The 19528-nt window shown below is 75.4% G+C and carries 14 protein-coding genes and 2 tRNA genes; 8 read left to right on the top strand and 8 right to left on the bottom strand.

Features of this window, described 5'->3' with window-relative positions; all coding sequences use genetic code 11:
* Positions 1-153 precede the first annotated feature (153 nt).
* Positions 154-936 (top strand): sirohydrochlorin chelatase, encoded by a 783-nt coding sequence (locus F0L17_RS07325; RefSeq protein ID WP_155070431.1) that lies wholly within the window; start codon positions 154-156, stop codon positions 934-936.
* A 112-nt stretch (positions 937-1048) separates the two neighbouring features.
* The gene (locus F0L17_RS07320) at positions 1049-2353 is read left to right on the top strand and encodes a deoxyguanosinetriphosphate triphosphohydrolase (protein ID WP_155073288.1); all 1305 of its coding nucleotides are present in this window, start codon (positions 1049-1051) and stop codon (positions 2351-2353) included.
* A gap of 75 nt (positions 2354-2428) precedes the next feature.
* Here the strand turns inward: F0L17_RS07320 and F0L17_RS07315 are convergent, their stop codons facing one another.
* On the bottom strand, positions 2429-3181 hold the full coding sequence (locus tag F0L17_RS07315; RefSeq protein WP_155070430.1) for a lytic polysaccharide monooxygenase: 753 nt from the start codon (positions 3179-3181) through the stop codon (positions 2429-2431).
* A gap of 647 nt (positions 3182-3828) precedes the next feature.
* On the opposite strand from F0L17_RS07315, the gene F0L17_RS07310 reads away from it, so the two are divergent.
* The 5 genes from F0L17_RS07310 (at position 3829) to F0L17_RS07290 (ending at position 13528) form a co-directional block, all read left to right on the top strand.
* On the top strand, positions 3829-6834 hold the full coding sequence (locus tag F0L17_RS07310; RefSeq protein WP_155070429.1) for a LuxR family transcriptional regulator: 3006 nt from the start codon (positions 3829-3831) through the stop codon (positions 6832-6834).
* A 242-nt stretch (positions 6835-7076) separates the two neighbouring features.
* Positions 7077-8435: a PucR family transcriptional regulator gene (locus F0L17_RS07305; protein WP_238419286.1), complete on the top strand. Its 1359-nt coding sequence runs from the start codon at positions 7077-7079 to the stop codon at positions 8433-8435.
* 247 nt (positions 8436-8682) lie between these two features.
* A complete protein-coding gene (locus tag F0L17_RS07300; RefSeq protein WP_162465919.1) occupies positions 8683-9945 on the top strand; it encodes an FAD-dependent oxidoreductase in 1263 nt (420 codons plus the stop codon).
* 114 nt (positions 9946-10059) lie between these two features.
* Positions 10060-11973: a DNA primase gene (gene dnaG / locus F0L17_RS07295; protein WP_162465918.1), complete on the top strand. Its 1914-nt coding sequence runs from the start codon at positions 10060-10062 to the stop codon at positions 11971-11973.
* Positions 11974-12148: 175 nt separating this feature from the next.
* On the top strand, positions 12149-13528 hold the full coding sequence (locus tag F0L17_RS07290; RefSeq protein ID WP_420802392.1) for an RNA polymerase sigma factor: 1380 nt from the start codon (positions 12149-12151) through the stop codon (positions 13526-13528).
* Between the two features lie 58 nt (positions 13529-13586).
* Here F0L17_RS07290 and F0L17_RS07285 read toward each other — a convergent pair whose 3' ends face one another.
* From F0L17_RS07285 to F0L17_RS07260, 6 genes are all read right to left on the bottom strand, one after another.
* Complete coding sequence (locus tag F0L17_RS07285; RefSeq protein ID WP_155070427.1) at positions 13587-15068, bottom strand: FGGY family carbohydrate kinase; 1482 nt, start codon at positions 15066-15068, stop codon at positions 13587-13589.
* A 43-nt stretch (positions 15069-15111) separates the two neighbouring features.
* Positions 15112-16368, bottom strand: coding sequence for a cation:proton antiporter (locus tag F0L17_RS07280; protein ID WP_155070426.1), 1257 nt, complete (start codon positions 16366-16368; stop codon positions 15112-15114).
* A gap of 2 nt (positions 16369-16370) precedes the next feature.
* Positions 16371-16844, bottom strand: a complete 474-nt coding sequence (locus F0L17_RS07275; protein WP_155070425.1) for a cation:proton antiporter regulatory subunit — start codon at positions 16842-16844, stop codon at positions 16371-16373.
* 179 nt (positions 16845-17023) lie between these two features.
* Positions 17024-17545, bottom strand: a complete 522-nt coding sequence (locus F0L17_RS07270) for a hypothetical protein (RefSeq protein WP_155070424.1) — start codon at positions 17543-17545, stop codon at positions 17024-17026.
* Positions 17546-17708: 163 nt separating this feature from the next.
* Positions 17709-17782 (bottom strand) — tRNA-Ile (locus F0L17_RS07265).
* A gap of 211 nt (positions 17783-17993) precedes the next feature.
* Positions 17994-18066: transfer RNA gene (locus F0L17_RS07260), tRNA-Asn, on the bottom strand.
* A gap of 202 nt (positions 18067-18268) precedes the next feature.
* On the opposite strand from F0L17_RS07260, the gene F0L17_RS07255 reads away from it, so the two are divergent.
* Positions 18269-18580, top strand: a complete 312-nt coding sequence (locus F0L17_RS07255; protein ID WP_155070423.1) for a YtxH domain-containing protein — start codon at positions 18269-18271, stop codon at positions 18578-18580.
* A 12-nt stretch (positions 18581-18592) separates the two neighbouring features.
* Here the strand turns inward: F0L17_RS07255 and ligD are convergent, their stop codons facing one another.
* The gene (ligD, locus tag F0L17_RS07250) at positions 18593-19495 is read right to left on the bottom strand and encodes a non-homologous end-joining DNA ligase (RefSeq protein WP_155070422.1); all 903 of its coding nucleotides are present in this window, start codon (positions 19493-19495) and stop codon (positions 18593-18595) included.
* Between the last annotated feature and the right edge of the window lie 33 nt (positions 19496-19528).

The raw sequence follows: 19528 nt of genomic DNA, 5'->3' as shown, positions 1-19528 counted from the left end.
GCGTGCTCCGCGCGTGTTACGCCGCGCGCCGCCGCGGGTTACGGCGCGGGTACACCGACCTCAGCCCCCGCCGGGGCGCGCGGTGAGCCTCCGTGCAACACGACGACACGGCCGCGCAACGGCGGGGCAATCACCGACCGCCACACTCGCCGCATGACGGCCTCGCACCCCCTTTGCCCCGCGTCCCTCCCGCCCCTGGTCGCGGTCGCCCACGGCTCCCGCGTCCCCGAGGCGCCGCGCACCGTCACCGGGCTGCTCGCGCTGGTGCGGTCGCTGCGGCCCGGACTGCGGGTGGTGCTCGGCCACGTCGAGCTGAACGAGCCGCCGCTGCCGGACGCCCTGGACGCGCTCCCGGCCGGTGACGCGATCCTGGTCCCGCTGCTCTTCGGGCGCGGCCACCACGTCAAGCACGACCTGCCGCGGGCCGCCGCCGGCGCCGCCCACCTGTCGGTGCGGATCGCGGCCCCGCTGGGCCCGCACCCCCTGCTCGCCGAGGCCCTCGCCGGCCGGTTGGCCGAGACCGGCTGGACGGGGGCCGGGCGTCCGGACGGCGGTGTGGTACTGGCCGCGGCGGGCTCCCGCGACCCGGAGTCGGAGGCGGGGGCCCGGGGCACGGCCGCCCTGCTCTCCGCCCGTCTCGGGGGGACTCCGGTCGTCCCCGCGTACGCCTCGGCCGCCGAGCCGACCGTTCCCGGCGCGGTGGCCGCCCTGCGGGCGGCGGGGCGCCGGAACATCGCCCTGGCCTCGTGCTTCGCCGCCCCCGGCCGCTTCGCCGCCCACTGCGCCGAGGCCGTCCCCGCGCTGCCCGCCGCCCGTCCGCTGGGCGCCCACCCGGCGCTGGCCCGCCTCGTCCTGCACCGTTACGACGAGGCCCGCGCGCGGGCCGGTGCCCCGGCCCTCCACCCGTCGAGGGGCGGTCTGGCCCGCGCCTCGTGACCACGCGCTCCGCGTTCCCCGGTGGCGCCGTCCCGCACTCCGGACGCCCGTGGCCGTCACCCGGGGCGACTACCGTCGGTGTGTGGACGACGGATGCGGCGATGCGTACGGCATGGACGGCAACAACGAGTTCCCGCACGGTGCCGGGCACTACGACGAGGCGGCACTCCGGCGGTGGGTGTCCGAGCACGACAAGCGGCCCGGCCGCACGGCCTTCCAACGCGACCGGGCCCGCGTACTGCACTCCGCCGCGCTGCGGCGGCTGGCCGGGAAGACGCAGGTCGTCACTCCCGGGGCCACCGCCCAGGCGTGGGACGCCACGCCGCGCACCCGGTTGACGCACTCGCTGGAGTGCGCCCAGGTCGGCCGGGAGCTGGGCGCCGCGCTGGGCTGCGACCCGGACCTGGTGGAGGCCGCCTGCCTCGCCCACGACCTGGGCCATCCGCCCTTCGGCCACAACGGCGAACGGGCGCTGGACGAGATCGCGGCTCCCTGCGGCGGTTTCGAGGGCAACGCCCAGTCGCTGCGGTTGCTCTCCCGGCTGGAGCCGAAACGGTTCGTCGAGGAGGAGGGCGGGAACGGCGTGGTCAGCGTCGGGCTCAACCTCACCCGCGCCACGTTGGACGCCGCCACCAAGTACCCCTGGCCGCGCGGCGGCCGTCCGGGCGATCCGGCGTCGAGGAAGTTCGGCGTCTACGAGGACGACCTGCCGGTCTTCGAGTGGTTCCGACGCGGCGCCCCCGGGCGGCGCAGGTGTTTCGAGGCACAGGTCATGGACTGGTCCGACGACGTCGCCTACTCCGTCCACGACGTCGAGGACGGTCTCCACGCCGGGCACCTGGACCCCAACCTGCTGCTGGCCGAGCCCGAGCGCCGCGAGGTCTTCGCCGTCGCCGCCGAGCGCTACGCCCCGCCCGACGCCGAGGAGGCCGAACTCGCCGAGGCCCTGGACCGGCTGCTGGAACAGGAGTGGTGGCCGCACGGCTACGACGGGACGGCCGTCGCCCAGGCCCGGCTGAAGGACGCCACCAGCCAGCTCATCGGCCGCTTCTGCCTGGCGGCCGAGGGGGCCACCCGGGCGGCGTACGGCTCGGGCCGGCTCACCCGGTACGCCGCCGACCTGGTGGTGCCGCGCGGGACGCGGCTGGAGTGCGACGTCCTCAAGGCCGTCGCCGACCGGTACGTGATGCAGCGCCCCGACCAGGAGCGCCTGCGCCGGGACCAGCACGCCGTGCTCGTCGAACTCGCCGAGGCGCTGGTCGCCCGTGCCCCGGACGGTCTGGACCCCCAGTTCCGCGCGCTGTTCACGGCGGCGGACGACGACGCGGCGCGGCTGCGGGTGGTGGTCGACCAGATCGCCTCCCTCACCGACGCCTCGGCCCGCCGTCTCCACGCCCGCCTCACCGGCGCGGGGTGACCCGGTGGCTCCGAAGGCCCCGGCCGGGCGTGCTCCGGCCCGGCGCGGGCGTTCCGCGCCGGGCCGGAGACGGGGTCAGCAGGCGCCCAGGTCCCGCCAGACGCCGGACGTCCCGCCCGGCTCCTCACCGCGCGTCCACCAGGCGGCCCGCCAGGCGTGGCCGCGGTGCGTCGCGGACTGACCGCCGGTGTAGACGGTGCTCGGGTTCCAGGCGGCGGAGGAGCACTCGGCCGGTCGGGTCGGGTCGGGCGTCTCACCGCCGCCACCGTCGCCGCCGCTGCCGACCTGCACGTCCACGCAGTTGTAGAACGCGTTGACGGTGTCGGCGACGTTCCACACGGCGAGGATTTTGTGCTTGCCGCTCGGCAGTCCGGTCAGGGTGTGCGAGATGTTCGACGGGGGTTGGGTGTTGCCCTGGTCGAACCGCTTGAACAGCACGCCGTCGACGTAGTAGTCCCAGGTGCTGGTGCGGTGGGCGGCCGTCAGACGCCACTGGAAGGTGACCGAGCTCGACACCTGGGTCACCGGCCAGTTCTTGCTCTCGTCGTCCAGGACGGTCCAGCCGCTGCCGCCGCTGCACAGCCGCGAGCCCTTGGGCGCCTCGACGCTCTGCGGCTCGTACTGCAGGCCGCCGCAGCCGGTGACCCGGCCGGTGGCGCAGTGGTCCTGGCGGCTGGGCGGGGAGGTGATCCAGCCGTGGGCACCGGCCGTGTTTGCCGAAGTCATGACAATCGCGAGCGGCAACGCCAGGGCGAAGGCGAAGAGCGAGGCCAGCAGCCTCACGGGACTCCGCCTCGCCGTTCGGGAGGTGGGTTCGGTTCGATGCATGGGGGGCTCCTTCTCCGTCTTCCCCGTCCTCCCCGTCGTCGCGCCGGTCGGCCCGGCCGGCGCGTGGAGCGGTACGGGAGTGCGGCGACCCGCCGGAAGCGGGGCGTTGCGCAGGACGATAGATTGGTACAGACCAATCGTTAAGGTTGGATTTCGGCCAGGTTCTGTGGGACGTGGCGGTGGACACTCGGGGCGGGCGGCCGGGAGCGAGGTGCGATCACCGCAGGCGAGGTCCGTCTCGGGGGAGGGGGAGCGGACCGGTCGAGCCCGGTCGTGTGCCGGGTGTGCGGGGCAATGCGGCGGATTGTCGTGCCGGCCGAATCCGGCCCCGATCCGGTGTCGGTGTCGGTGTCGGTAACGGTGTCGGTGACGGCGGGTGCCGCGCACCGACCGGACGTGCCGGGAAGCGGCGGGGCACCGAAGCGGCCCGGCGGGAGTCCCCCGCCACCGGCCGACGGCCGGTGGCGGCGGTCCGAAGCCGGTACGGGTGAGCGGCGGCCGTCCGTTGTGCGGGCGCACACACCGTCCCGGTGCCCGTTGGGCCGTGGTCGCGGCGCCCGCCGCTGTCATGGACACTGTGTGGTCCCGGTGCTGTCGTGGGGAGGACCCGGGCGACCTGGAAGTCCCTTCCGAGGAGGGATGCACGGATGCACGGTGCCGACGTGGCACGGACGGCCGTCGCGGAACTGGTCGGCGGCGCACGCGCGGGACGCGGCGGAGCGCTCCTGGTACGGGGCGAGCCGGGACACGGCACCAGCACCCTGTTGGAACACGCCGCCGGCGCCTTCGCGGCGGAGGGCACGGGCGGCACCGTGCTGCGCGTCCGGGGAGTGGCCGCCGAGGCCGCCGTCCCCTACAGCGGACTGCACGCCCTGCTGCGCCCGGTCGCCGCTCGGCTCGTGCCCGGCACCGCGCGGACCGCGGCCCTCGCCGACGCCCTGACGCTCGGCGCGCCGGCGACCGTCGCCGACGCCGGCGACGGCCCGGTGCTGGCCGCCCTGGCCGCGCTGTTGGACGGGCTGGCCGCCGAGGGACCGCTGCTGGTCTGTGCCGACGACGTCCACCTCCTGGACGAACCGTCCCGCCGCGCCCTGGGCTTCGCCGCCCGACGGATGGGCCCGCCACTGCCCGCCGCGATGCTGCTCGGCACCCACCCCGAGGGCGCCGACGACCCACTGCTGGCGGGGCTGCCCGTGCTCCGGCTGGGCCCCCTGGACGCGGCGGCCGCCGCCGCGCTGCTGGACGAGCTGCTGCCCGCCGACACCGACCCGGCCGTCCGGGAGGAGCTGCTGCACACCGGCGGCGGCAACCCCGGCCTCCTCACCGACCTGGTCGCCTCCCTCGACCCCGGCCGGCTCACCGGCGCCGAACCGCTGCCCCACCCCCTTCCGCCCGCCGGACCCCGGCTGCGCGCCGCCGTCTCCGTTCTGGCGGAACTGCCCGAGGCCACCCGCACCCTGCTCCTGCTGGCCGCCGCCGCGCACGAACTCGGCGGCACCGCGGACCACTCCACCCTGCTGCGCGCCGCCGCCCCCGCCGGAGTCGGACCGGACGACGCGGAACCGGCGCGGAGACGCGGACTGGTGCGCCACGAGGGGGACGCCCTGCACTTCGCCCACTCCCTGCTGCGCCGCGCCGCCTACTGGGGCGAGCCGTCCGAGCGGCGCCGCACCGCCCACCGGCTCCTGGCGCGGGCCCTGGAGGACACCGGGACCGGACGGCCGGGGGACGCCCCCGGCCCCGGCCCCGGGACGGGGACGGGGACGGGGACGGTGGAGGCGGCGGAGACGGCGGAGACGGCGGAGGGGGCGCCGGCGGAGGCGCCGAACCGGCTCCTCGCCCTGCGGCACCGCGCCGCGGCGGCCGACCCCGCGTACGGCCCCGCCCCCCGGCTCGCCGACGCCCTGGCCGCCGCCGCCCACGACCGGCCCGCCACCGACGTACGGCTCCACGCCGAACTGTCCGACGCCCTGTGGCGCGCCGCCGAACTCACCGGTGAGGACACCGGCGCCGCCGGCACCGACGAGGTCGCCGGGGTGCGCGCCGCCAGACTGACCGCCGCCGCCGAGCACGCCTGGTCGGCCGGACGCCCCCACCGGGCCCTGCGCCTGCTGGACCGGGCCCGCGCCCTGCCCGTCCACGACGCGGCGCGCGGCCGCATCGAACTCGTGCGCGGCCTCCTGGAGCTGCGCAACGGCGTGGTCACCGACGCCCACGAGGTCCTCACCCACGCCGCCCGACTGCTGGGTCCGTACGACCCGCACGCCGCGCGCCGGGCGCTGCTCCACGCGAGCGACGCGTCCTGGGCGGTCGGCGACATCGCCGGGCTGCGGGCCGACCTCGCCCGCGTCGCCGAACTGCGGTCCGCCGAGGAGGACCCGCTGCTGGACGACTACCGCGCCGGGATGGACGCGGTGCTGTCCGGGGACTTCGCCCGGGGCGTCGCCCCACTGCGCCGCGTCCTGGACCGGGCCGCCGGGGAGGGGCGGCCCTGGCGACTGATCCGCGCCGGGGTCGCCGCCCTGGTGCTCGGCGACGTCGCCGCGGCCCATCGCCTCGACACCCGTGCCCTGGCCGCCGCGAGCGCCCGCGGCCCGGCCTCCCTCGTCCCCGAGGCGCTGGAGCACCTGGCCTACAGCGAACTGCGGGCCGGCCGGCACCGCCGGGCCCGGGCCCACGCCGAGACCGGGCTGCGCCTCGCCCTGCGGACCGGTCGGAGCAACTGCGCGGCCCACCACCACGCCGTGCTGGCGATGGCCGCGGCGGTGGAGGGACGGGCGGACACCTGCGCCGAACACGCCCGCGCGGCCGGCGAGGGGGCGGGGCCGCACGGTCTGGGCGTCGCCGCCACGCTGGCCCAGTGGGCGCTGGCCCGGTGCGACATGGGGCGCGGACGTCCGCACGAGGCGGCCGCCCGGCTGGAGCCGCTGGTGGGCTCCGGGCCGGGGGTGGGGCCCGGGGCCGGGCGGGGGCACTTCGCGCTCCAGGCGCTCGCCGCGCCGTGCCTGGTCGAGGCGGCGGTGGCGGCGGGGGACCGGGCGGTGGCCCGTGCCGCGCTGGAGCGCTTCGAGGCGTGGACGGCCGTCACCGCCGACCCGATGGCGCCCGTCCAGCTCGCCCGCTGCCGTGCCCTGACGGCCGCGCCGGAGCGGGCACCCGCGCTGTTCGAGCGGGCGCTGGAGGAACACGCGCGGATCGACAGCGACTTCGAGCTCGGCCGCACTCGGCTGCTGCACGGCAAGACCCTGCGGCGCGGCCGGCGTCCGGGCGCGGCCCGCCGGGTGCTGCGCGACGCGCTGCTGGCCTTCGAGCGGTGCGGGGCCCGCGGCTGGGCCGAGCAGGCCCGCGCCGAACTGCGCGCCACCGGCGAGGCGGCGGGAGCGGTGGTGGGGGTGGCGGAGGCGGCGTCCGGGGTCGTCGGGGGCGGACGGCCGCGGACACCGCCCGGGTCCTGGGCGCTGGCCGGTCTGACCCCCCAGCAGTTGCGCATCGCCCGGTGCGTGGCGGAGGGCGCCACCAACCGGGAGGTGGCGCTGCGGCTCTCGGTCAGCCCCCGCACGGTCGATCACCACCTGCGGAACGTCTTCGCGGCCCTGGGCATCCGTTCCCGGGTCGAACTCACCCGCGTCCTGGCGGCGGCGGGCGACGGCTGACGGCTCCCGCGGTCCGCGGCCGCTCCCCTTTTGACGCGCGTCCGCGCAGGTCGCCCCCCGAAGTCGGGCCGGGCCGGGCCGACCTCGCCCGCGCCGCCCTCCGGCCCTCTGGAGGCCCGGTGGCGGACCTGGCAGACTGAGCGGTCGCTAAGGGATTTCCGCAAACCCCTGGATATCCCGGAGCGGGCCCGCCGACAATGCTGCACCAGCCGCCCACCACACCCGCCAGGTGGAGGACCGTGATGCACTCCGTCGTACGCGCTCCCGTGAACGCCGAGGCCGTGGCCGTACTGCACCGGGCGGCCCGCCCACTGATGGACGAACTGCCCCTGCTCACGGACCGCGTGGTCGCGCTGCTGCGCGAGGAGGAACCCGCCTACCGCGCCGCCTCCGTGGATCCGGAGGGACTGTGGCAGGAGGTGTACCGCTCGCTGCGGCACAACGTGGGCTCCCTGCTCCGCCCCGGGGAGCTGCGCGAGGCCGCCCGCCGGTGTTCGTGGCGGATCGGGGCCGAGCGCGCCGAGCAGGGCCTGCCGCTGGACGCCCTGATGCGGGCCTTCCGGATCGGCGGCGCCGTGGTCTGGCAGGCCCTGGTGGACCGGGTCACCCGACACGACCCCGACGGCGCCCGGCTGCTGGTCCACGTGGCCGCCGAGGTCTGGGACTTCGTCGACGAGCACTGCGCGGTGGTGGCCGAGGCGTACCGGCGGACCGAACGCCGGCTCACCTGGCGCGGCGAGAACCGTCGGCGGCTGATGGCCGAGGCACTGCTGGAGGGCACCGTGCGGATGGCCGACCTGCCCGAGGTCTCCGAGGTGCTGGGGCTGCCCGAGCGCGGCCGGTACGCGGTGGTGGTGGTCACCGGGCCCGGCCGGGAGGCCCACCGGGCCGTCCACCGCTCCCGGACGCCGGCGGGCGTGCGGATGCTGTGGCACTCCCGGTCCGACGCCGACCTGGGCGTCGCCCTGCTCGGCGGCGGCGCGGGCGCCGGCGTGGGCATCGGCGCGCGGGAGGGCGGGGGCGTGGGCGCCGGCGTGGGCGTCGGCGCGCGGGAGGGCGGGGACGCGGGCACCGAGGGCCTTCTGGAGAAGCTGGCCGCGTCCCTGCCCGCCCTGCCCGGAGCCCGGACCGGGATCGGATCCGCCGTGGACGGCCTGGCCGCCGTCGGCGACGCCCGTCGCCTGGCCGAGACCGCGCTGCGTTCCGCCACCGCCGGAGGGCCCCCCGTCCTGTTGCACGAGCACCTCCCGGCCGCCCTGCTGGTCTCCTCGCCCGGCCTGGCCGCCGAGTTGGCGCGGCGGGTGCTGGGGCCGGTGCTGCGGCTGGAGGGCTCCGACCGCGACCTGCTGCTGCACACGCTGGCGGTGTGGCTGGAGTGCGACGGATCGGCACGGCGGGCCGGTGACCTCCTCTTCTGCCACCGCAACACCGTCCTCAACCGGCTGCGCCGCTTCGAGCAGCTCACCGGGCGGTCCCTCGCCCGCCCCCACGAGGTGGCCGAACTCTCCCTCGCCCTGACGGCCCGCCGCGTGCTCCACGGCACGGCGTACGACGGCGGGACGTACGAGGGGGAAGGCGAGCGGACGCACACCGCGGTGTGAGCCCGGCGCACGACGAGGACGCCTTCCGGCCGTCCCGCGTCCCTCCGCCCCGCCCGCTCCCGGACCCGCGCGATCGGCCGGGTGCACGGGGGCGGCCGATGGGGAAGACAACGGGGGAGGGGGCCGCGGTCGGGGCCGCGGAGCACACCCGGACGGTCCACCGGCCGCCCCGCCCACCGGCGCGGCCGGCGCGGCGCGTCCACGGAAACGCCGACGACAGGGGGGTATCGCAACGAGGAGGAACCACGTGGTCGACGCACATCGCACGTTCGTCATCGTCGGTGGAGGCCTGGCCGGGGCGAAGGCGGCCGAGACCCTGCGGGCCGAGGGCTTCACGGGACGCGTCATCCTGATCGGCGACGAACGCGACCACCCCTACGAACGACCTCCTCTCTCCAAGGGCTACCTCTTCGGCACCACCGGACGCGCCGACCTCCTCGCCCACGAACCCGCCTGGTACACCGGGGCGGGGATCGAACTCCACCTGGGCCAGCCCGCCGTCCGCCTCGACCGCGCCGCGAGGGCGGTGGAGCTCGGCGACGGCACCCGGATCCACTACGACGCCCTGCTGCTGGCCACCGGCGCCGAGCCGCGCCGTCTGGACGTTCCCGGCACCGACCTGGCCGGTGTCCACCACCTGCGTCGCCTCGCCCACGCCGACCGGCTGCGCGGCACCCTGGCGGGGCTGGGCCGCGACAACGGACACCTGGTCGTCGCGGGCGGCGGCTGGATCGGTCTGGAGGTGGCGGCGGTCGCCCGCACCTACGGCGCCGAGGTCACCGTCATCGAACAGCACCCCACCCCGCTGCACTCCGCCCTCGGTCCCGAACTGGGTGCCGTCCTCGCCGATCTGCACGGCGAGCACGGGGTGCGCTTCCGGTTCGGCACCCGCATCACCGAGATCGTCGGCCAGGACAGCCAGGTGCTGGCCGTGCGGACCGAGGACGGCGACGAGCACCCGGCGCACGCCGTGCTCGCCGCCGTCGGCGCCGTGCCCCGGGTCTCCCTGGCGCGGGCCGCCGGGCTGGAGCTGGCGGAGGAGCCCGTCGGGGGCGTCGTCGTGGACACCTCGCTGCGCACCGGCGACCCGCACGTCTACGCCGCTGGCGACGTCGCCGCCCTCCACCACCCCCTGTTCGACACCCGGCTGCGGGTCGAGCACTGGGCCAACGCGTTGAACGGCGGGCCGGCCGCCGCCCGCGCCATGCTCGGCCGGGAGGTCGTCTACGACCGGGTGCCGTACTTCTTCTCCGACCAGTACGATACGAGCATGGAGTACTCCGGTTGGGCACCGCCCGGCTCCTACGACGAGGTGGTGGTCCGCGGCGACCTCGGCAAGCGGGAGTTCGTGGCGTTCTGGCTGAGCGGGGGACGGGTGCTGGCCGGGCTGAACATGAACGTGCGGGAGGTCACCGGCCCCGTTCAGGAGCTGGTCCGCTCCGGTCGCGAGGTGGACCGGGAGAGGCTGGCCGATCCCTCGGTGCCCCTGGAGGCCGTGGCCGCCGGCTGACGCGGGCCGCGCTCCGTCCCCGTCGAGGACCTCCGGGCGGAAGCGAGGACGGCGGGGACCGCCGGGCCCGCCCGGCGGCGCCGGGGTGTCACCGGACGGCCGTAGACTTCTGCCGTGGCGGGACGGATCAACGACGACGACGTGAAGGCGGTGCGGGACGCGGTCCCGATCGACGCCGTCGTCTCCGAGTACCTCCAGCTCCGCCCGGCGGGCGGCGGCAACCTCAAGGGGCTGTGCCCCTTCCACGACGAGAAGTCCCCCTCCTTCCACGTCAGCCCCAGCAAGGGCCTGTACCACTGCTTCGGCTGCCAGGCCGGCGGCGACACCCTCGACTTCGTGATGAAGGTGGACCACCTCTCCTTCTCCGAGGCCGTCGAGCGGCTCGCCTCCCAGGCCGGGATCACCCTGCGCTACCAGGAGGGCGGCTACGCGCCCGGCCGTCAGCAGGGCGAGCGGATCCGACTGGTCCAGGCGCACAAGGCCGCCGCCCGCTTCTACGCCGAGCAGCTCGACGGCCCCGAGGCCGAGGTCGGCCGCCGCTTCCTCGCCGAGCGCGGCTTCGACCGGGCGGCCGCCGAACACTTCGGCGTCGGCTACTCCCCGGCCGGCTGGGACCACCTCACCCGCTTCCTGCGCGGCCAGGGCTTCAGCGACAAGGAGCTGATCCTGGCCGGCCTCGCCCAGGAGAGCCGCAACGGCCGGCCCATCGACCGCTTCCGGGGCCGCCTGATGTGGCCCATCCGCGACATCACCGGCGAGGTCGTCGGTTTCGGCGCCCGCAAGCTCCGCGAGGACGACAACGGGCCCAAGTACCTCAACACCCCCGAGACGGCGATCTACCGCAAGTCCCAGGTGTTGTACGGCATCGACCTGGCCAAGCGGGAGATCGCGAAGACCGGCCGGGCCGTGGTCGTCGAGGGGTACACGGACGTGATGGCCTGCCACCTCGCGGGCGTCACGGGCGCCATCGCGACCTGCGGCACCGCCTTCGGCGGCGAGCACATCAAGATCCTTCGGCGGCTGCTGATGGACAACTCCCGGTCGGAGGTCGTCTTCACCTTCGACGGGGACGCCGCGGGGCAGAAGGCCGCCCTGCGCGCCTTCGAGGACGACCAGAAGTTCGCCGCCCGCACCTCCATCGCCATCACCCCCGGCGGCATGGATCCGTGCGAACTGCGCCTGGCGCAGGGCGACGAGGCGGTGTGCGCCCTGGTGGAGGGCCGCTCGCCGCTGTTCGAGTTCGCCCTCCGCTCGGTCACCGGGCGGCACAACCTGGACACCGCCGAGGGGCGGGCCGCCGCCCTGGACGAGGCCGCGCCGATCGTCGCCCGGATCAAGGACGGCTCCATCCAGCACCAGTACGCCGTGCGCCTGGCCGGCCTGCTGGGCATCCTCGACACCGAGTTCGTCGTACGGCGCGTGGGGCAGCTCGCGCGCTGGGAGCGCGAGCGCCGCGCCGCCGGTCCCGGCGGCTCCCGGCAGCAGCACCCGCCGGCCGGTCCGCCCGTACCGCAGGTCGCCCCCGGCCCGTCCCCGCGCGGTCCCCGGCTGGACCTGCGCAGCCCCCAGCGGCTGGCCGAGCGCGAACTGCTCAAGCTGGCACTGCAGTTCCCGCAGCTCGTCTCCCCGCTCTTCGACGCCTACGGCGCGGACGAGTTCACCGCCGCCCCCTACGCGGCGGTGCGCGAGGCCGTCGAGAAGGCCGGGGGCGTGGAACGGGCCGACGACGAGTACCTGGCCCGGGTGCGTGACGCGGCGCCGGACGACACCGTGCGGTCGCTGATCACCGAGTTGAGCGTCGAGCCGTTGCGCACTCCGCGCGAGCCCGACCAGGCGTACGCCGGGGAGTTCCTGGTCAAGGTGCGGCTGGAGGCCGTCAACCGCCGCATCGCCGAACTGCGCGGCACCTTCGAGCGCATGGTCAACAGCGGTGACGAGGGCCAGGGCGCCGTCGCCGAACAACTGTGGACCCTGGAGCGGTACGGCCGGTCGCTGCGCGACCGCGGCGCCGACGCCCTCTGGGGCTGACCCCGCACGGCTCCCGCCACGCCCGCGGGTCCGCTCCGCCCGCCGGCGCGGGCCCGGGGCGACGGTCGGATCCCCCGCTTCCGCTGCGTTCCGTACCCGGCCCGTCACCGAGGAGTTCAAAAACCGGGCGCACGACCCTCGTGGCCGGAGTGTGTCGTACCCCACACTGGAGGCGGTGCCCGAGTTACCGGAGCGCGGCTCTCCCACGACACCGCACGTCCGTCCCGGTGCGGACGGCGGTGCGGTCGCGCCCGGTCTCGTCTCGCGTGTCGTCCCCACCCCGGCAGCGAACAACCTGGAGGCCGCCCCCGTGCAGACCCGGACCCTGACCGGCGAGGCTCCCACCGCCCCCACCGCCCCCACCGCGACCGCCTCACCGACGGCCCGCGCCGCCGCTCCGCCCCTGGCGGCCGCACCCACCGCGGTGCCCCTCGCCGAGCTTTTGGCCACGCCGCCCGACCATCCGGAGCGGGTTCCCGCCGCGCGGGAGGTCCCTTTGACACCGCGGACGCCGGACGTGGTGGCGGACGCTGTGTCGGACGTGGTGTCGGACACGGCGTCGGACGTGGTGTCGGACGAACCGGAGGACCGGGGCCCAAAGGAGCCGTCGCTCGTCCCCCGACCGGCGCGCTCCGACGGAGCCGGCCCCTCCGCGGACCTCTTCCGCCAGTACCTGCGCGAGATCGGCCGCGTTCCGCTGCTCACCGCGGCGGAGGAGGTCGAGTTGGCACGGCGCGTGGAGGCCGGCCTGTTCGCCGAGGAGAAGCTCGGCGGCACTCCCGACCTCGACGAGCGGCTCGCCCTCGACCTCGACCGGCTGGTGGTCATGGGCCGGGTGGCCAAACGTCGGCTGATAGAGGCCAACCTCCGGTTGGTGGTCTCGGTGGCGAAACGATACGTCGGACGTGGGCTGACCATGCTCGACCTGGTCCAGGAGGGCAACCTGGGCCTGATCCGGGCCGTGGAGAAGTTCGACTACACCCGGGGCTACAAGTTCTCCACCTATGCCACCTGGTGGATCCGGCAGGCGATGTCCCGCGCGCTGGCCGACCAGGCCCGCACCATCCGGGTCCCCGTCCACGTCGTGGAGCTGATCAACCGCGTCGTCCGCGTCCAACGCAGCATCCTCCAGGAACGGGGCTACGAGCCGACGCCCGAGGAGGTGGCGGCCCACCTGGGCCTGACCGGGGAGCGGGTGGGCGAGATACTGCGGCTGGCACGGGAACCGGTGTCGCTGCACGCGCCGGTGGGCGAGGAGGACGACGTCAACCTCGGTGATCTCATCGAGGACGGCGACGCCCCCTCGCCGGTGGAGTCCGCCGCGTTCATGCTGCTGCGCGAGCACCTGGAGGCGGTGCTGTCCACCCTGGGCGAACGCGAGCGCAGGGTGGTGCAACTCCGCTACGGGCTGGTGGACGGCCGCCCCCGCACACTGGAGGAGATCGGCCGCCTCTTCGGCGTCACCCGCGAGCGCATCCGCCAGATCGAGTCCAAGACCCTCGGCAAGCTCCGCGACCACGCCTACGCCGACCAACTCAGGGGCTACCTCGACTGACCGGCCGGTCCGACCCACCGCCCGGCGCACCACCGCCCCGGACGTCCCCCGGCCCCGGTCAGCCGAACGCCCCGGGGTGGGTCTGTTCCCGCACCGCCACGTACTGCTGCCGCACCGCCTGGCCGGCCGCCAACTCCTCGCCCGGTTCGAAGACCCGGCACGCCGGGGCCGGCCAGAGCGGCGGCTGCCGCGGCGAGAGCGTGCCCCGGGCCGCCCCCAGGGCCCAGGCCGCCTGGCGGGCGGCGCCCAACGCCGTGTAGTCCGCGGGCTCCGGCACCGCGACCCGCGCCTCCAGCAACGTCGGGGCGATCGCCTGGACGGCCGGGAGGTCGGCGGCGGGCCCCAACAGGAAGACCCGGTGGACCGCCACGCCCCGGCTCCGCAGCACGTCCAACGCGTCCGCGAGCCCGCACAGCATGCCCTCGAACGCGGCGCGCGCCAGGTGCTCCGGCCGCATGCTCTCCCGCCGCAGTCCGGCCAGCGTGCCGGCGGTGTGCGGCAGGTCGGGGGTGCGCTCGCCCTCCAGGTAGGGCAGCAGCACCAGCCCGTACGAGCCGGGCGTCGACTTCAGCGCCAGCTCCGACAGCCCCTCCAGATCGGTGCCGAGCAGCTCGGCGGTGCCGCGCAACACCCGGACGGCGTTGAGGGTGTGCACCACCGGCAGGTGCATGCCGGTGGCGTCGGCGAACGAGGTGATCATCCCGGTGGGCTCCACCAACGCCTGGTGGTGGACGGAGAAGACCGACCCGGACGCCCCCAGCGAGACCACCGCGTCACCGGCCCCGACGCCCAGCCCGAAGGCGGCGGCCATCGTCTCGCCCGTGCCGGCGGAGATCAGCAGTCCCTCCGGGGTCTGTCCGGCGGCCTCGGCCGGACCGATCACCTCCGGCAGCTTCACCCGGTGACCCAGCGCCAGCTCCGTCAGGTCCGGCCGCCAGGACTCGGCCGCGGCCGACCAGTAGCCCGTCCCCGAGGCGCCGCCGCGGTCGGTGGTGCGCCGCGCCGGGCGCCCCAGCAGTTGCCACACCAGCCAGTCGTGCGGCTGGAGCACCTCGGCCACGCGTCGCGCCGCCTCCGGCTCCTGCCGGGCCAGCCAGCGCAGCTTCGCCACCGGCTGGGCCGGTCGCGGCACGCAGCCGACCGCCTGCGCCCACGCCTCGCGGCCGCCCAGCGCGTCGACGAGGTCGGCCGCGGCCGTCTGCGCCCGCCGGTCGTTGCCGACCAGCGCGGGCCGCACCGGGCTGCCCGCCTCGTCCAACAGGACCAGCCCGTTCTGCTGGGCCGACACCCCGATGGCCTGGACGCCCTCCAACAACCCACCGGCCGCCGCCTCGCCGAGCGAGAGCAGCCAGGCCTGCGGATCGATCTCGGTGCGTCGCCCCGCGGCCGACGGGCCGCCCTCCCCTCCGTCGGCGCCCTCGGCGCCCTCGGGCACGGGATGCGGGGCGTACCCCTGTCTGACGACGGCTCCGGTGTCGGCGTCGCAGACGACGATGCGGGTGTACTCGGACGAACTGTCCAGACCGGCGACTATCCCCATGGGGGAGATGATGCCTCACCGGCCGCCGGGAGCTTTCCCGGCCCTACGGCTTGGTGGGGGAGTCCGCGCGGGCCGCCGTGTCGGAGGGGGCCTCGGGCTCCTCCCGCACCTCGGACGGCTGCCCGGACACGCCGGCGGGAGCCGGTACCAGCCGCGGCAGCAGCGCCCTGACCGCGGGCTCGGTCCAGCGGGCGGCCAGCGGGCCGATGATCACCATCAACAGCACGTACGCGGTGGCCAGCGGTCGGATCTCGGTGGCCACACCGGCCGCCAGGCCGGCGATGACGATGGAGAACTCGCCGCGCGCCACCAGGGCACCCCCCGCCCGCAGCCGGCCCTTGGGGCTGATGCCGGCGCGCCGCGCCGCGTACCAGCCGGTGACCACCTTGGTGACGACGGTCACCACGGCCAGGAGCAGCGCCGGGACGATCACCGGCGGGATGTTGTTCGGATCGGTGGACAGACCGAAGAAGACGAAGAACACGGCCGCGAACAGGTCGCGCAGCGGGGCGAACAGCCGGTGGGTGTTCTCGGCGACCTCCCCGGAGAGCGCGATGCCGACGAGGAACGCGCCGACCGCCGCCGAGACGTGCAACTGCTGGGCGATGCCGGCGATCAGGAGGGTCAGGCCGAGCACCACCAGCAGCAGCAGTTCGGGGTTGTCGGAGGAGACGGACTTGCTGATCAACCGACCGTGGCGCAGCGCCACGTACAGCACCAGGCCCACCGTGCCCAGGGCGATGACCAGGCTGATGCTGCCGCCCGCCAGGCCGACGCCCGCCAGCAGGGTGGTCAGGAGCGGCAGGTAGACGGCCATCGCCAAGTCCTCCATGACGAGGACGCCGAGGACGACGGGGGTCTCGCGGTTGCCGAGCCGGCCCAGGTCGGTGAGGACCTTGGCGATGACGCCGGAGGAGGAGATCCAGGTGACGCCCGCCAGCGCCACCGCGGCCACCGGCCCCCAGCCCATGACGAGGGCGGCGACGGCACCGGGCGTGGCGTTGAGGACGAAGTCCACCGCCCCGGAGGGGTACTGAGTCCTGAGGTTGTCGACGAGTTCGGAGGCGCTGTACTCCAGGCCCAGCAGGAGCAGCAGCAGGATCACACCGATCTCGGCGCCGATCGCGACGAACTCCTCGCTCGCGCTGAGCTCGAAGATCCCGCCGTGTCCGAAGGCGAGACCGGCCAGCAGGTACAGGGGGATGGCGGACAGGCCGACCCGTCCGGCGAACCGCCCGATGATCCCCAGCCCGAGGATGATGGCGCCCAGTTCGATGAGCAGCGCGGTGGTGTCGTGCATACTCAGCCCCCCGCGATGATCTGGGCGAGTTCCTCGACGCCCTCGCGGGTGCCCACGACCACGAGGAGGTCGCCCGCCTCCAGCCTGAAGTCCGGTCCCGGGGCCGGGTGGGGAGCGGTACGCCGCAGCACCGCGACGATGGACGCTCCGGTACGGGTGCGGGCGCGGGTGTCGCCCAGCGGCCGCCCCCGGTACGGCGACTTGGCGGTCACCGGGATCCGTTCGGTGGCCAGGTCCAACTCCCCCACCGCCAGGTCGGGCGGGCCCGGATCGGGGGCGATCAGGGCGGCGAGCGAGGCCGCCTCGTCCGCGTCCAGCTTGAACGACGCCTGGCAGGTGTCGGGGTCGTCGGCCGCGTAGAACCCGAGGAAGCGCCGACCGTCCTGGTGGACGACGACGGACAGGTGCCGTCCGGAGCGCGTGGCGACGTCGTACTGGACTCCGACACCGGGAAGCGGCGTGCGTTTCATGGACAAGACTCTCTCCGGAGGAACGGGTCGGGCGGGTCCTGTACCGACGGCGGACGGGCCCGGTGGGGGGAGCGTCGACGATTTTCTCACGGGGCGCCCGAGCGGCGATCGAACGGCCGTGCCCATGAGGGCGGCCGCCGTGTCGCGGGGCCCGGCCCGGTGGGTCCGGGGGCGGGGCGGGAGGGCTACCCGGCCTCCTCCAACTCTCCCAGACGGGCGAGGATCCGCCGCGACAGCTCCGCGGCGGTCAGTCGGTAGGGCGCCCAGCGGTCCCCCGACCCCTCCTTCATCGAGGCGGAGAACCTGTACTGCCCCTTGCCGTTGGGCTTCTTCACCATCTCCGCGAACACCGGGCTCGGCACCAACCACGCGGTCATGATCGCGGCTCTGTCCACGTCCACCGCCACGAACAACAGGTCCAGGCCGGCCCGCGGCCGGAAACCCTGCGACCGCACGTTCGCCAGGTACTGCTGCCTCCGGACGACCGAGGCGGTGGACATGCGGGCCTTCACCTGCACGGCCAGGGTCGCCGAGCTCCCGCGTCGGTGGAACACCAGATCCACGCCCTCGTCGTCCACCAGTGACGTCGAGACGTTCAACTCGCCCCGGGTGGCGAGGACGCAGGAGGCCGCCACCAGGTGTTCGGCGGCCTTCCCCATGCGTCCGGCCGCCGGGCTCTTGGCCAGGTACTCCTCGTCGTCGGACATGGTGGGAAGCTACAGCCTCCCGCCGACGGCCGGGCCGCTTCGGGCGAACGGGGGGAGCGGGCGGTGGACTCCGATCGGCCGGCCATGTGACCGTCCGGAGTCCGCGCCGTCGCTCCGGTCCTCCCTCGGGAGGGGCGGGGTGCTCCCCGCCGGTGGTTCGGGGTGGGGCGGGTGGGACTCGAACCCACGGCCGACGGATTATGAGTCCGCTGCTCTAACCGGCTGAGCTACCGCCCCGGGACGGCGTGCCGCGCACATCTGTGCGCGCCGTCTGCCGCAGCATAGCCGCTCATACGATCTCCCGCCCGTGCCGGGGGAGGCATGTGCCGATGAGTCCGTGATCACCGGGTTGTCGACTTCCGCTGCGGCGGGACGCCTACCCGGGACACCGTGCGGTACGCGGACCGATACGCCGAGAGGGGCCCTTCCGGGCCCCTCTCGGCGTCTGCTCCCCCGACTGGACTCGAACCAGTAACCTGCCGGTTAACAGCCGGCTGCTCTGCCAATTGAGCTACAGGGGAATGCTCCCTGGAGATCGCCCGCCCGGTTTCCCGGGGGCGTTCCCCGCTGGCGAGGAATACAGTAGCGCATCCTCCGGCCGGCTCCGAAATCGGTATTCGCCGAGCGTCCCGGGGTACCCGGGGGATGTCCGCCGCAGACCGGCAGGGCGCGTGCCGCGGAGCCGGTGCGCGCCGGGAGAGAGACCTTTCAGGAAGGGGAGCCATGCGCTACCGGCTCACGTTTGTCGCAGGAGTGGCCGTCGGGTACGTGTTCGGCACGAGGGCCGGGCGGGAGAAGTACGAGGAGCTGCGCGCCAAGGCCCGGCGGCTGGCGGAGAACCCCGCGGTGCGCAACGCCTGCGAGTCCGCCACGCAGAACGGGCGGGAGATGGCGGGCAAGGCCCTGGGGGCGGTGTCCGAGCGGATGGGCGACCGCATGCCCGGCACCGTCTCCGACCGGGTGCGCACGTTGCGCGTCCGCCGGGTGGAGCAGCGCACGCCGTTCGACGACGGCTGGGGCACCGGCAACAACTGATCCGGGCCGGTGTCACCCGGGCAGCCGTCCGGCCCGTGCGGCGTCGAGCAGCGGGTCGAGCAGGTCGCCGTGCCGCTCCAGCCGGGCGGTCGGATCGCCGGCGGTGAAGGCGTCGGCGGTGAAGAGGAGGTCGTCGGGCCGTTCGCACCCGGCGACCTCGTCCCACGTCACGGGCGTGGACACGGTCGGCCGCGGTGTGGCGCGCAGCGTGTAGGGGGCGGCGGTGGTGCGCGTCCAGGCGTTCTGGCCGTGGTCGACGAAGACCCGGCCCTTCCGCAGCCTCCGGGGGACCCGGTGCACCACCAGTTCCGGCAGCTCCTCCGCGGCCTCGCGGGCCAGCCGTTCGGCGTAGCCGGCCACCGCCTCGGAGTCGGTGGGCCGCAAGGGAGCGAGCACGTGCAGGCCCTTGGAGCCGGAGGTCTTGGCCCACGCCTCCAGGCCGTCGCGGGCCAGCCGGTCGCGCAGCCACTCGGCGACGGCGCAGCACTCGACGATCGTGGCGGGGGCGCCGGGGTCGAGGTCGAACACCAGCCGGTCGGCCCGTCCCTCGTCCGGCAGTCGCCACTGGGGGACGTGCAGTTCCAGGGCGGCGAGGTTGGCGGCCCACACCAGGGTCGGCAGGTCCTGCACCGTCACCTGGCGGTCCGTCCGCCCGTCGATGCGGTGCACCTCGCGGACGGTGACCCAGTTCGGGGTGCCCGGCGGCACGTGTTTGGCCATGAAGGACTTTCCGGTCACGCCCGCGGGGGCGCGGACGAAGGAGGCGGGCCGGTCCCGCAGGTGGGGCAGGATCGCGTCGGCCACGGTGGTGTAGTAGTCCACGACGTCGCCCTTGGTGAAGCCGACCTCGGGGTACAGGACCTTGTCCGGGCGGGAGAGGGAGAGGGTGCGGCCCTCCACGACGGTGTTCGGCATGGGGGACGGGTGCCACGGCGGCCCGGTCCCACA

Source organism: Streptomyces taklimakanensis, from assembly GCF_009709575.1.
Taxonomy (GTDB): Bacteria; Actinomycetota; Actinomycetes; order Streptomycetales; family Streptomycetaceae; genus Streptomyces; species Streptomyces taklimakanensis.
This window is presented reverse-complemented; position numbering and strand designations above follow the sequence as displayed.